Annotated in this window: 13 protein-coding genes; 3 read left to right on the top strand and 10 right to left on the bottom strand. The window is 35.9% G+C overall.

All coding sequences use genetic code 11. From position 1 onward, the window contains the following. Positions 1-30: 30 nt before the first annotated feature. Complete coding sequence (locus tag JHL15_RS11610) at positions 31-207, top strand: hypothetical protein (RefSeq protein WP_200245892.1); 177 nt, start codon at positions 31-33, stop codon at positions 205-207. 55 nt (positions 208-262) lie between these two features. On the opposite strand, the gene JHL15_RS11605 is transcribed toward JHL15_RS11610, so the two are convergent. Next, positions 263-1,012, bottom strand: coding sequence for a DeoR/GlpR family DNA-binding transcription regulator (locus JHL15_RS11605; RefSeq protein WP_200245891.1), 750 nt, complete (start codon positions 1,010-1,012; stop codon positions 263-265). 82 nt (positions 1,013-1,094) lie between these two features. Between JHL15_RS11605 and JHL15_RS11600 the strand changes: the two genes are divergently transcribed. Next, positions 1,095-1,658 (top strand): 5' nucleotidase, NT5C type, encoded by a 564-nt coding sequence (locus JHL15_RS11600; protein WP_200245890.1) that lies wholly within the window; start codon positions 1,095-1,097, stop codon positions 1,656-1,658. 289 nt (positions 1,659-1,947) lie between these two features. On the opposite strand, the gene JHL15_RS11595 is transcribed toward JHL15_RS11600, so the two are convergent. The 9 genes from JHL15_RS11595 to JHL15_RS11555 all read right to left on the bottom strand — a co-directional run bounded on the left by JHL15_RS11595 (position 1,948) and on the right by JHL15_RS11555 (position 11,783). Further along, entirely contained in the window at positions 1,948-2,757 is an 810-nt protein-coding gene (locus JHL15_RS11595; protein WP_200245889.1) for a GEVED domain-containing protein, read from the bottom strand. A 206-nt stretch (positions 2,758-2,963) separates the two neighbouring features. Next, positions 2,964-4,229 carry a threonine ammonia-lyase IlvA gene (gene ilvA / locus JHL15_RS11590; RefSeq protein WP_200245888.1) on the bottom strand — a complete coding sequence of 422 codons (1,266 nt, stop codon included), beginning with the start codon at positions 4,227-4,229 and terminating at the stop codon, positions 2,964-2,966. Beyond that, positions 4,219-5,280: a ketol-acid reductoisomerase gene (ilvC, locus tag JHL15_RS11585; RefSeq protein WP_200245886.1), complete on the bottom strand. Its 1,062-nt coding sequence runs from the start codon at positions 5,278-5,280 to the stop codon at positions 4,219-4,221. The genes ilvA and ilvC overlap by 11 nt, the downstream gene beginning before the upstream one ends. Before the next feature lie 71 nt (positions 5,281-5,351). Beyond that, on the bottom strand, positions 5,352-5,891 hold the full coding sequence (gene ilvN / locus JHL15_RS11580) for an acetolactate synthase small subunit (protein ID WP_234047755.1): 540 nt from the start codon (positions 5,889-5,891) through the stop codon (positions 5,352-5,354). Positions 5,892-5,900: 9 nt separating this feature from the next. Beyond that, entirely contained in the window at positions 5,901-7,640 is a 1,740-nt protein-coding gene (gene ilvB / locus JHL15_RS11575) for a biosynthetic-type acetolactate synthase large subunit (RefSeq protein WP_200245884.1), read from the bottom strand. Between the two features lie 10 nt (positions 7,641-7,650). Beyond that, positions 7,651-9,333: a dihydroxy-acid dehydratase gene (gene ilvD, locus JHL15_RS11570; protein WP_200245882.1), complete on the bottom strand. Its 1,683-nt coding sequence runs from the start codon at positions 9,331-9,333 to the stop codon at positions 7,651-7,653. Continuing rightward, positions 9,326-10,225, bottom strand: a complete 900-nt coding sequence (locus JHL15_RS11565) for an aminotransferase class IV (RefSeq protein ID WP_200245880.1) — start codon at positions 10,223-10,225, stop codon at positions 9,326-9,328. The genes ilvD and JHL15_RS11565 overlap by 8 nt, the downstream gene beginning before the upstream one ends. Positions 10,226-10,515: 290 nt before the next feature. After that, positions 10,516-10,668 carry a hypothetical protein gene (locus tag JHL15_RS11560; protein WP_200245879.1) on the bottom strand — a complete coding sequence of 51 codons (153 nt, stop codon included), beginning with the start codon at positions 10,666-10,668 and terminating at the stop codon, positions 10,516-10,518. A gap of 326 nt (positions 10,669-10,994) precedes the next feature. After that, complete coding sequence (locus tag JHL15_RS11555) at positions 10,995-11,783, bottom strand: helix-turn-helix transcriptional regulator (RefSeq protein WP_200245877.1); 789 nt, start codon at positions 11,781-11,783, stop codon at positions 10,995-10,997. Between the two features lie 166 nt (positions 11,784-11,949). Between JHL15_RS11555 and JHL15_RS11550 the strand changes: the two genes are divergently transcribed. Continuing rightward, entirely contained in the window at positions 11,950-13,269 is a 1,320-nt protein-coding gene (locus JHL15_RS11550) for a TolC family protein (RefSeq protein ID WP_200245876.1), read from the top strand. The last annotated feature ends 6 nt before the right edge of the window (positions 13,270-13,275 follow it).

Genomic DNA, 13,275 nt, shown 5'->3' with positions numbered 1-13,275 from the left:
ACATTTGTTTCACAACTAAAACAATGTACTATGAAAAACAATTTAAAATCGTTAGAAAGAAATCAATTGAAAACAATTTTGGGGGGATTTCGACAATGCCCTGAAGATATGGAATGTGGTAATGACTGGTGTTGTATTAATGGTGCATGCCGTCCAATATCACAAGCAGGACCAAATGGGTTATGTATGGTTAGAGAAATTACATAAAATTTATAAAAAAGGCAAAGAATTTGTCATTCTTTGCCTTTTTATTATATAGTATTTATCTTACCTCAATCCCTGCATCGATATAAGGCTTTAAATAATCAGATTCAGGATCAGCTTCTGTGATAATTGCAGTTAGTGCATTAGCTGCAGAAATATAAAAGGATTCAGAAGTTCCCAGCTTATCGGTAGTAGACAATGCAATGGTACTTTTTGACGTTTCTATCATCACTCTTTTCACCAGACTATCTTCATAATCATCTCCCGTAACTCCAATCTCCAGATCAATACTGCAAACACCTAGCAAACAGATATCTGCCCTGATGTTTCTTATACTCTGAATGGTCTCATATCCCGTCGTAGAAAAAGAAATTTTATTGAGCATCCCACCCATAAACAGCACTTCAATTTCTGTATGATCTTCCAAAAGTGAAGCGACAGGAAAACTATTGGTGACCACCGTTAAGGCAATATCTTTAGGTAAATTAGCTACCACAGCCAATGCTGAGGTTCCTGAATCCACCAGCAATACCATTCCTGGCTTGATATATTCCAAAACTTTTTCAGCTATTATTTTTTTATAAGGAACATCAATATTTTGTCTGTCTTTGAAATGTAAAGGCATTGAAGATCGCTGAAGAGCACCACCACGAACTGCTTTAAGTAATCCTTTATCCGATAATTCCTTAATATCCCTGCGTACTGTATCCTCAGATACTTTAAGGATTCCGCTTAACTGGTCGAGCAACACTTTTTTATCCTTGGCCAGGTATTCCAAAATGAGATTCTGTCTTTCAGCTTTTATCATAAAACAAATATAGAAAATATTTATTGCAAAAAATATGCAACTTTATGCAATATTATATATATTTGTTGCAAATAATTGCAAAATGAGAAATAAAAAAGAAACCATTGCGATAGATATGGACGGTGTAATAGCTGATGTAGAAGCGCAATTGATCAGTTGGTATCACAGAGATCATGGGATTTTAATCACTCGGGAAGACATGATTGGAAAACCGGAACCTGATGCTTTTCCCAATAAAGAGGTTATATTCGAATATTTACAGACTCCCGGGTTTTTCCGTACTTTACCTGTAATGCCTAATGCTATAGAAGTAGTAAAAGAACTGATGAATGATTATGAGGTTTACATCGTCACTGCAGCCATGGAGTTTCCTTTATCATTGTATGAAAAATACGAATGGTTACAGGAACACTTCCCATTTATATCATGGAAAAACATCATCATGTGCGGAGATAAAAGCATTATAGATACGGACTACCTCATTGACGATCATATCAAAAATCTTGATTTTTGCAAAGGAAGACCTATCATGTTTAATGCAGGACATAATAGCAATATAGATCACCATCAAAGAGTACATACATGGGATGAGGTGAGAGCTTTATTTAAAAATATTAAAAACTTAAGTGAATCAGAAGCAGTTTAAGTTACTAGGCAGAGCAATTAAAAAAACAGATCTGGACTATATCATTTATTGAAACTGGAGCACAAGGCCCATTCAATCATAAAGTACTTTTGTACAGTAATCAAAAGAGATTTCTACCATAGAATAACCGAAGCAAAGGTTATTTAATTTTATTTAACACGACAAAGCTCTCATATTGGGAGCTTTGTTATTTTATATAGGATTCGATTGATCTTCATAAAGAAAACCGATGGGATATGGCCCCATCGGTTAAAAAAACAAAAATTGATATGGATATGATTAGTTGTGTTTATTTTTTAATGATCTTTTCTGTGATCATTGTATTATTTTTTAATTTCATTTTTATTAAATACGTTCCAGGAATTAATTGATTCATGTTCAATGAAGTAGAATTACCTTCTAATACCTTTTGACCTGATATACTATAGACTTCATAATTTTTCAATGACTCCACTCCTTTAATTTGTACAATCCCATTAGTAGGGTTAGGATATAGCCTCAAATTATCCCCATTAATATTTTGATCATGGGTTGAAAGATTAGCAGCTACTATATTTACAGAATAATCCTCAACCTGCCCTGACCTCAAGCTGCCACAAGCCGAATGGATTGAAGTAACAGCATTAGGATCGGAATATGCTGCAATATTGGTATTCTTCAAAACCCTCATTTTTGTAGTTCCTGGCAAAGCAGTCCCTGGAATAGTAATATTCCCCGTAATTGTCTTTGCGTTAAAAGGATTCGCAGGTTCTAAACGTCCGATAAAAAAGCTTTCTCCGGCATCATCAAAACTTCCATTTTTATTAAAATCAATAAATACGACCACGTCACTGGGAAATGTACCAGAAGGACCTTTTACCGAAATAGGATAATTACTCCCCATCTGAATATCTGTTGATATTGATGTAAAATCTTCGTAATTTGGAGGTGCAGTTCCGTTGGTGACAGAAGGTGAAGTATTATTTATAGTTCCAAATGTGACATTCATAATTGCCTCTCCTATAGCCATATTTCCACTGTATTCAAATGTTGGTAAACAGTACTGCGCACTTAGTAGAGAGCAAGCACCAATACTTAAAAGGATAGAGAGTTTCTTCATTATTTTCTTAGTTTTTTGTTATGACAAATTTATATTTATTTAGACTGAATAAAAATAAGAAACGTAATGACATTTATCAGTTTATTACAATTTTATTTTAAAACCTTCATCCAAATTGATTTACGTGCTAGAAATCAAGCACATAATACATAAACACTCTTGTATCAAAAAATAAAGCCACTTATAAAAGTGGCTTTTTAGAATAACTAAATTAAAATATTCATCATATTGGGAGAATCATTGAGGTATGATTCAAAGTATCCGGCTTGCTTCATCCTATGCAATAACTCTTCAAAGTCTAAAAATGAAGGCACTTCGATACCTACAATAGCAGAAGCTGTTTCCCGGGAATTTCTTTTGGTATATTCAAAGAATGTAATATCATCAGATTTGCCTAAAACATTTAAAACAAATTCTTTAAGGGCTCCCGGACGTTGAGGAAATTTTACAATAAAGTAATGTTTTAATCCCTTATAAAGCATTGCTCGTTCCTTAATTTCTTCTGTTCTTGTGATATCGTTATTACTTCCGCTTGCAATACATACAACGTTTTTACCTTGTATCTGATCTTTATAAAGATCCAGTGCTGCAATAGTCAATGCACCTGCGGGTTCCAGCACCATGGCATCTTTATTATAAAGTTCCAATAATGTTTCACAAACCTTCCCTTCATCTACTGCAATACAATCATGGATATAATCTTTACAAATTTCAAAAGTCAGATCCCCTACTTTTTGAACGGCAGCTCCATCTACAAATTTATCAATATGGGGAAGCTCAGTGTTAATACCTGCCTCAACCGAAGCTTTCATTGAAGCAGCTCCTTTCGGTTCTACAATAATGATCTTGGTCCTGGGCGATAAAATTGAAAATACTGTGACGATGCCAGCTGCTAATCCCCCTCCTCCTAAAGGAACAAACACAAAATCTATTGGACTATCCGTCTGTTCTAAAATTTCCATTGCTACAGTAGCCTGCCCTTCAATAATTTCTACATCATCAAAAGGATGGATAAATGCAGCTCCAGAATTTTCACTGAATGTAATGGCTGCATTTTTCGAATCATCAAAAGTATCCCCAATCAGTTTTATTTCAACATACTTTTCCCCAAACATTGCTACCTGCTCCAGTTTTTGTTTTGGAGTGGTAACAGGCATAAAGATCGTTCCGGCAATTTTCAGCTTCCTGCAGGCAAAAGCCACTCCCTGAGCATGATTTCCGGCACTGGCACAAACAACACCGTTTTCTACTTTCTGATCTTTGTAAAGACTGTACATTTTATTGTAAGCTCCTCTGATCTTATAAGAACGAACAGGCTGCATATCTTCTCTTTTCAGAAAAATATCAGCGTCCATCTGTTTTGAAAGTCTGAAACTTTTTTGCAACGGAGTTGTATTGATAACACTCTCGAGTGTTTTCCTAGCTTCTTTTATAGCCTGTAATGAGGGAAAATTTACGGTTCTACTTTTCATATTCAAGTTCTCTATCAGGACGCAAAGACCTTACGACCTTACCTGCCTGCCATAATTCGCTGTTTCTCAATTCTTCGAGCTCTTTATTCAGACCTTCTCTGTAGTTTTCTTTACTATTGCTGGAAATAGACTTCTGTGATTCGTTTCCTTCTTTCACACTTTGATACAGTTCTTCAAATACCGGTTTGGTCGCATCATAAAATTTCTTCCACCAATCTAAAGCTCCTCTTTGGGCTGTTGTAGAGCAATTGGCATACATCCAATCCATTCCGTTTTCTGCTACCAAAGGCATCAATGACTGAGTAAGCTCTTCGACAGTTTCATTAAATGCTTCCGAAGGAGAATGTCCCTGAGCTCTTAAAACCTCAAACTGAGCAGCAAAAAGACCTTGGATTGCTCCCATTAATGAACCTCTCTCTCCTACCAGGTCACTGTATACTTCTTTCTTAAAATTAGTTTCAAATAAATATCCACTACCCACTGCAATACCTAATGCAATGACTTTATCTTTTGCATTTCCTGTTGCATCCTGATGAATCGCATAACTGCTGTTCAATCCTTTACCTTCAACAAAAAGTCTTCTTAAAGATGTCCCGGAACCTTTAGGAGCTACCAAAACCACATCTACTTCTTTAGACGGGATGATATTGGTTTGGTGATTATAGGTTATTCCAAAACCATGGGAGAAGTATAATGTTTTTCCAGGTGTAAGATATTTTTCTAATGTTGGCCAAAACTCGATTTGTGCAGCATCACTGAGAAGGTAGCATAGAATCGTTCCTCTTTGTGCCGCTTCTTCTAACTCAAATAAGGTTTCACCAGGAACAAATCCGTCTTGTACAGCTTTGTCCCAGCTTTTAGAATTCTTACGCTGCCCCACAATTACGTTGATTCCATTGTCCTGAAGGTTAAGTGCCTGGCCAGGTCCCTGGATACCATATCCTAAAACTGCAACTGTTTCATTTTTTAAAACGTCCTGTGCTTTTTCGATTGGAAATTCTTCTCTTGTTACTACATTTTCTTCTACTCCTGCAAATTTAATTAATGCCATAATTTTGTTTTTAATTGTTATTTTTCTGGTCTGTTCAGACCACATTATATATATTGAATTTGTGTTGTTTTTTATTGATAAGCCATTTTTTCAAGGGCTGTCAGCTTTTTGTGAAAAGCTTCATTGGATTTGATGACTGCTACTCTTCCGCTTCTGATAAATTCTATAAGACCATGGGGCTCCAGAAGTTGCAGGAAACGATCTATTTCTTCATGATGTCCCACAATCGTAAAAACGGTATAATCATTTCTTACACTTACAATGGTAGCCCCATATTGTCTTAGAATCCTTTCAACATAGAACTTTTCAGAAACAACATTGGTTTCAATTTTAAAAAGTGCCAGTTCCTGCCAAACGATTTCTTCATTGGTATTATAATATACTTTAATCACTTCAACCAGTTTCTGAAGCTGTCTTGATACTTTTCTTACTGTTTCCTGTGACGCTTCTACCACAATGGTAAATCTGGAAATGCCTTCAATTTCCGTAGGTGAAACATTCAGACTTTCTATATTGATCCCCCTTCTGGAAAAGACCGTTGCTATTCTGGCGAGCAATCCTACCTGGTTTTCTGTGAAAACACTTATGGTATATTCCTGTTTATTCATCATATTTATTTTTTATTTTAAGCGGATTTCACTTACACTACACCCTTGTGGAACCATAGGGAAAACATTATTTTCTTTTCCTACCTTTATTTCTAACAAATAAGCTCCATCGGTATCAAGCATCTCTTTTAATGATGATTCTAAAGAAGCTCTTTCTTTTACATGCTTTCCTTTAATACCATACGCTTCGGCCACCGCTGAAAAATCCGGACTGGTGATATCTACAAAAGAATACCGCTTGTCATGAAAAAGTTCCTGCCACTGACGAACCATACCCAGAAAAGAATTATTAAGAATGATCATCTTCACTCCTATTCCGAATTGAGCAATGGTACCCAGCTCCTGAATATTCATTTGGAAACCTCCGTCACCTGCAATGCAGATCACATGTTTGTCAGGATTAGCCATTTTTGCTCCTAAAGCTGCTGGTAAACCAAATCCCATTGTTCCAAGTCCTCCGGAAGTCACATTTCTTTTTGACGTTTTGAATTCTGCATATCTGCAGGAAATCATCTGATGCTGTCCCACATCTGTACAGATAATATATTCTCCATTAGTCAACTCGTTCAGGTATTTCAATACCTCTCCCATTGTCAGTTCATCTGTTTCCGGATTCAATTCTTTTTTTACAACTTCTTCATTTTCTTCATGACGAAGTTCTTTAAACTCATTCAGCCATTCTTCGTGAGAATTCTGGTCAAGAGCTTGTGTTAAAAGAGGAAGTGTTTCTTTACAATTTCCTAAAACAGGAACATCCGCTTTTACGTTTTTATCAATTTCTGCCAGGTCAATATCAAGGTGAACGACTTTGGCCTGGTTGGCATATTGATCCAGTTTTCCAGTCACACGGTCATCAAAACGCATTCCTACTGCAACGATCACATCACAATCATTGGTTAATTTATTAGGTGCATAATGACCATGCATTCCCAGCATTCCTACATACAAAGGATGTTCAGTAGAAAGAGCTCCCAATCCTAAAGCTGTAGACGCTGCAGGAATACCTGTTTTCTCAACTAGTGCTTTCAACTCTTCCTCTGCCTGTCCGATAATAACTCCCTGCCCAAATAGTAAAAAGGGTCTTTTTGCAGCGTTAATCAACAAGGCAGCCTGTTCTATATATTCATGTCTTATTTTTGGTTTAGGATGATAAGACCGGATAGAATTACAGATTTCATATTCTTCAAAATCAATTTCCTGAAGCTGTGCATTTTTGGTAATGTCTACCAATACAGGACCTGGGCGGCCGGATTTTGCAATATAAAATGCTTTTGCTAATGCTTTTGGAATATCTTCTGCATCGGTTACCTGGCAATTCCATTTGGTAACGGGAGCCGTAACATTGATCACATCCACTTCCTGAAATGCATCTGACCCTAAAAGAGAAGCGTATACTTGTCCTGTAATACATACAACTGGAGTACTGTCGATCATCGCATCAGCAAGACCAGTTACTAAATTAGTTGCTCCGGGACCGCTTGTTGCAATAGCTACCCCAATGCGATTGGAAGATCTTGAAAATCCTTGTGCAGCATGAATAGCTCCCTGCTCGTGTCTTACCAGAATGTGCTGCAGATGATCTTTATAATCATATAATGCGTCATAAATCGGAATCACAGCACCACCTGGATATCCAAAGACTGTATTCACATTTTCAGCTTTCAGGATTTCCAGAATAACTTCTGCCCCTTTCAGTTTTTTCCCGGTCTGTAAAGACCTTTCTTTTTCTAATGCATTAAATGTTGATTCCATTATATTTAATTTAAAAATCTGTTATACATCCTTGAGAGGCATCCGATACCAGCTTTGCATACTTGTATAAAACCCCTGTTTTTACTTTATAATCCGGTTGTTTGAAACTGGATTTTCTTTCCTGTAGTTCTTCATTTGATATCATCAGGTTAATGGTATTTTTCACTGCATCAAGCTCGATCACATCATTATCTTTTACCAAACCAATGAGCCCTCCTTCAAAAGCTTCTGGTGTGATATGTCCAACCACAAATCCGTGGGTTCCTCCCGAAAAACGTCCATCCGTAATTAAGGCCACATTTTTTCCTAATCCTGAACCCATAAGAGCAGAAGTAGGTTTCAGCATTTCGGGCATTCCTGGAGCTCCTTTAGGACCTTCGTTTTTAATAACAACTACATCCCCATCCTGTATTATTTTATCTTCAATTCCTTTAATAAATTCTTTTTCCCCATCAAAGACTCTTGCTTTTCCCTTAAAGAAATTCCCTTCTTTTCCTGTTATTTTGGCCACACATCCTCTTTCAGCAAGGTTACCATACATGATACGGATATGACCGGTTTCTTTAATTGGATTTGCTATATCTCTGATAATATCCTGTTCACGCTCAATAATCGATGTCACATTTCTCAGGTTTTCAGCAATTGTTTTTCCTGTTACCGTCAGGCAATCACCGTGAAGAAGACCAAGATCCAAAAGGTATTTCATTACTGCTGGTACTCCTCCTACCTTGTGAAGATCTTTCATCAGATACTTTCCACTAGGTTTTAAGTCTCCCAATAATGGCGTTGTGTCACTTATTTTCTGGAAATCATCCAAGCTTAGATCATGTCCTATACTTTTTGCTATTGCAATAAAATGCAAAACCGCATTGGTACTTCCACCAAGAACCATAATGATCCTTAATGCATTTTCAAACGCTTTAGGTGTCATGATGTCAGACGGCTTAATATCCTTTTCCAACAATATTCTTACGTAATGCCCGGCAAATTCACACTCTTCTTTTTTCTCCTTGCTTAATGCCGGATAAGAAGATGAATACGGTAAGCTCATTCCCAGTGCTTCAATAGCTGAAGCCATTGTATTAGCTGTATACATTCCACCACAGGCACCAGCACTTGGACATGAGTTTTTGATGATTCCATCATAATCTTCATCCGATAGTTTTCCGGCAATTTTATTTCCCAATGCTTCAAACGCAGATACGATATTAAGATCATTCCCTTTGTAATGTCCGGCTTCTATGCTTCCACCATATACCATAATGGATGGACGGTTTAATCTGGCCATTGCCATAAGAGATCCGGGCATATTTTTATCACATCCGGGAACAGTGATTAATCCGTCATAATATTGTCCGGCACATACCGTCTCAATACTATCGGCAATAATATCTCTGCTTACAAGAGAATACCTCATTCCATCTGTTCCATTGGTCATACCATCACTTATTCCTATGGTGTGGAACATTAATCCTACAAGGTTTTGTTCGTTCACGCCTTTTTTAACCAACTCAGCAAGTCCGTTAAGATGCATATTACAGGTATTCCCGTCGTATCCCATACTCGCTACTCCAATCTGAGCTTTTTCAAAATCTTCTTTTTTAAAGCCGATTCCGTAAAACATAGCCTGAGTGGCTGGCTGAGTAGGATCCTGAGTAAGAACCCGTGAATATTTATTTAAGGTTTCACACATATAATTCTTGTTTTAAATAGGAATAGTCTTCTTCAAAAACCAAATGTCTATACGCTTTTTGGATCAAAGCAGACACACTGTTTTCCCATTTCAGTTTGAATGGAACATTATTCAGTGATTCCAATGCAACTACTTCTGCAGCAGTTCCGCAAAAGAATCCGGCATCTGCTCCTTCCATCTCTTCTGGTTTAAAGAATTTTTCCTCATAATATATCCCTAACTGATCGCATATTTCAAACATGGTCGCTCTGGTTATCCCTGGAAGAATGCTTCCTTTTGCCGGAGTATATAGCTTTGAATCTTTTTCGTAAAAAATATTGGCTCCTGAACTTTCAGCAACATTCCCATTTCCATCTAAAAGCATAGCTTCATCAAACCCTTTGTCTTTTGCTTCCTGAGAGGCAAGGATAGAATTTACATAATGGCCGCTTGCTTTAGCTTCTATTTTAAAAGCTTTAGGATTCGGGCGTTCAAAAGATGAAGTCATAATTCTGGCATGATCAGATAAGTATCCATTATCCCAACTCCACGCCTCGATCACTAAAGAACTTTTGTTTCCTTTTGATAAACTCATGTTAGGTGAACAAATTACTAGCGGTCTGATATATGCATTACCCAAATTATTCATTTCTAAAAGCTTATACGTAAGATCAATCATTTCTTCAGTAGAATAGTCGAAAGGAATCATCATCAGTTCAGCTGATTGTTTCAAGCGGTCATAGTGCTCTTTTGCTTTAAAAATTTTCGTTCCATTCTTAGTCTTATAAGATTTAATTCCTTCAAAGACAGCATATCCATAATGAAGTGATTGACCGTAAAGACCCGTAGAAGCAGTGCTGGCTTCCTGGAACTTTCCGTCATAATAAAGCATCGTTTTCTCGTTGTAATACATATTGATTTTTTAAATTATTTTAAGTTTAGACATAAAAAAAGCCATTCTCCTCGGTTGGGGTTATTGTAAGTATCAAAACTTATTTTACCTGTCCCGATTCCAAAAGCGATACATGAGGTACTTTCTAATTTTGATTCAAAACTAAGGCTTGTATATTTTCTATCTTTCATATTTTATTTAAAAATACAATATTCAAATAATAAAAAAACAAACATAAAAACCTGATAATCAAAATATTAAATTAACTAATTCTACAACAGCAGAATTATAGAAAGACTTCATTTTTGCATTTATACAGTCGCTAATCCTGCTGTATCCGGATCTTCAAAATAGGAGGCCTTGTAGTTCCTGTGATCAGATACTTGAAAATATTGGTCAATACCAGCTCCGGTATATTTCGCAAACCGTTTAGACTGAAGTGTCAATTTTTTGTTGTAATACATATTTTTGTTTTTAGATTAATTTTAAAATTTGGACATAAAAAAAGCCATCCCGGATGAGGATGGCTTTCTAATATTTTTATAGAGTTTCAACAATACCATCGCTCATCACCGGAATCCGATAATGACAATAATGATAGTAATAATATTGTTGAATGTGCTATTCATTTCTATTTTTTGATGTGACAAATGTATAAACTTTTTTTAATTAAAAAAATATTTTATCATTTTTTTAATTAAATCTCAATAAAAAGCAAAATGGTTAATAGTATTAATAATCCCTGATAGAAAAGCTACAGGGGCAATTACAGACGGGAATAATTATTTTATTAAAGCATGGATTTAAATTCTGTTGGTCTCATATTGGTCAGTTGCTGAAATGTATTGCTAAATGCTGAAATATTAGAATAGCCAATTTCATAAGCAATCTCACTCATACTCAGAGTGGTATCCTTTAGTAATTCCATTGCACGGATGATCCTTACCATCTTAACATATTGGATAAACGAAATCCCAAGTTTATTGGTAAATATACGGGTCAGACTTCTTACACTAAATCCAAATTTACCTCCTACTTCTTCCAGTGTCAGTGGGTTTTCTAAATTGTTTCGAATAAATTTTATAATTGCATTAAGACGTTCATCACTGGTGGTAGGCAACTGGATAGAAAATTTTTTCAAATTCTCCTTAGGAAGTAAATGTTTCATGGTGAGAAGGAATTCATATTCCCATGAATCTGGAAAGAAATCTCCATTCCACTCCTTTCCGAAATTCAAAAGCTCAGAAAGCAAATTACTAACAGGATATATCCCCAAATCATCATAAAATGGATGATTAAATTTTTCTTCCTCCGGGAAATAAATGTTAATGATATCAAGGTCTTTAGAATTGAACATCAAATTATGCGAATACATTTTAGGCATCCAGATATAGTGACTGCGTGGAATGTAAAGATCTTTTTCTTTTGTTCTCAATTTTGCCATTCCACCAATAACCAAAAGCAATTGCCCTTTCTGATGTCTATGCATAGGCAGTCTTTGTTCCCATTGCTGACGGATCATCAATATGGATGCAGGATGAGCATCTACTTTTTCTCTTACTTCTTTTATCGTTTTCATAGGCAGGAGTCGATTTTAAAATTTTAAAACAGGACACTGATAATCACTTATCAAATAGAGATAAACTTAAAAATATTGGCCAGAATAAACAAAAATAAGGCTAATATTATAAAAAGACTCATTTTATTCCGCAATAATTTTGCCAGTATAAAAATGTAATCTTACAATGAAAAGATATATCATACTTCTGTATCTGGCAGTTTCGGCTGGTATAAAAGCACAAATACAGGATAATCCCTCCGTATTGACATTGAATAAAATCTGGAATATATCGGAGTCACAAAACAAACAATTGAAACTTGCAGAACTGGCAAAAGAAGAAAGCGATATCAGTATTTTAGAAGCAAAAGATAAGCAATTACCAGAATTGTCTGTCGTTGGAGATTTTCGTCTTAACTCCAAGTTTCTTCTGTATGAAAATGGTCTGTTTTCGTCACCTCAAAGTGTTCCAATTAAGGGATATGGTTATGGATTGGGTTACAATCTGGACTTCAATCTCTACAGTGGAGGAAAAGACAAAAGAAACATTGAAATTAAAAAAGAAGAGAAAATACGTAAACAATATGAGTTTGAATTACAGGAAGATAATGTAAAATATATGATCGCTGCATCCTATTACGATCTGTACAAATTCCAGGAATTTGAATCTTTTATTTCCTCCGAAATTTCCAGCGAAAAGAAGCAGCTATCCACCATCGAAAATCTTAACAAGAATGGTATTGTATTGAAGAGTGATGTATTAAGAATTTCAGTTAAACTATCTCAATTGGAACTCAGCGATTCGGATGTGAAAAAGAAAATTGATCTTACCAAACAACGACTCAACATTCTGATGGGAAGAAGCGGGACTGAGCCACTGGATATTTCTTCTGAAGATATTCTGGAAACCAAGGATTTACAAGGATCAAATTATGAAGACTATCTTACAGCCGCACTCGCTAATTCACCTGATATTAAGATCGTTAGCGCAAATCAGACATTAAGTGAGCTTAATATTAAACAGGTAAAATCAAGCTTGTTACCAAAGATTTCTTTATACTCCAGATACAACTATACGTATCCTCAAATTTCATTTTATCCATACTCCAATGATCTCTGGGGATTTGGTCAAATAGGCTTAAAGGTAACCTACTCTGTAGACAATCTTTATAAGAGTAAACACACTATTGCTCATGCATATAACCTGAACAAACAGGAGATTGAAAAAAGACGGATAAAACAGGACGACCTATCGATTAAAGTGAGAGATGCTTTTCTTGAAAGAGAGCAGGCAAGAGAAAGTGTAGAGACGGCAGAACTTACCATCCGGCAAAGTACTGAAAGTGTGAGAGTAATCAGAAACAGCTACCTCAATCAGCAATCTCTTCTGACCGATCTTTTAGATGCTGAAAACATTCTGTTACAAGCCAAATTCAATCTCATATCAGCTGAGGCAAATTTAAGACTGAGCCATATAAAACTATTGATTATCACAGGAACACTTTAAAATAAA

Source organism: Chryseobacterium paridis, from assembly GCF_016595215.1.
GTDB lineage: Bacteria > Bacteroidota > Bacteroidia > Flavobacteriales > Weeksellaceae > Chryseobacterium > Chryseobacterium paridis.
The sequence above is the reverse complement of the archived record's forward strand: the minus strand, read 5'-3'. Positions and strand labels throughout refer to the sequence as shown.

Excerpts from the sequence above, each read along its gene's own strand:
- JHL15_RS11610 (WP_200245892.1), top strand. The coding sequence starts at position 31 with ATGAAAAACAATTTAAAATCGTTAGAAAGAAATCAATTGAAAACAATT.
- JHL15_RS11605 (WP_200245891.1), bottom strand. The coding sequence starts at position 1,012 with ATGATAAAAGCTGAAAGACAGAATCTCATTTTGGAATACCTGGCCAAG.
- JHL15_RS11600 (WP_200245890.1), top strand. The coding sequence starts at position 1,095 with ATGAGAAATAAAAAAGAAACCATTGCGATAGATATGGACGGTGTAATA.
- JHL15_RS11595 (WP_200245889.1), bottom strand. The coding sequence starts at position 2,757 with ATGAAGAAACTCTCTATCCTTTTAAGTATTGGTGCTTGCTCTCTACTA.
- ilvA (WP_200245888.1), bottom strand. The coding sequence starts at position 4,229 with ATGAAAAGTAGAACCGTAAATTTTCCCTCATTACAGGCTATAAAAGAA.
- ilvC (WP_200245886.1), bottom strand. The coding sequence starts at position 5,280 with ATGGCATTAATTAAATTTGCAGGAGTAGAAGAAAATGTAGTAACAAGA.
- ilvN (WP_234047755.1), bottom strand. The coding sequence starts at position 5,891 with ATGATGAATAAACAGGAATATACCATAAGTGTTTTCACAGAAAACCAG.
- ilvB (WP_200245884.1), bottom strand. The coding sequence starts at position 7,640 with ATGGAATCAACATTTAATGCATTAGAAAAAGAAAGGTCTTTACAGACC.
- ilvD (WP_200245882.1), bottom strand. The coding sequence starts at position 9,333 with ATGTGTGAAACCTTAAATAAATATTCACGGGTTCTTACTCAGGATCCT.
- JHL15_RS11565 (WP_200245880.1), bottom strand. The coding sequence starts at position 10,225 with ATGTATTACAACGAGAAAACGATGCTTTATTATGACGGAAAGTTCCAG.
- JHL15_RS11560 (WP_200245879.1), bottom strand. The coding sequence starts at position 10,668 with ATGTATTACAACAAAAAATTGACACTTCAGTCTAAACGGTTTGCGAAA.
- JHL15_RS11555 (WP_200245877.1), bottom strand. The coding sequence starts at position 11,783 with ATGAAAACGATAAAAGAAGTAAGAGAAAAAGTAGATGCTCATCCTGCA.
- JHL15_RS11550 (WP_200245876.1), top strand. The coding sequence starts at position 11,950 with ATGAAAAGATATATCATACTTCTGTATCTGGCAGTTTCGGCTGGTATA.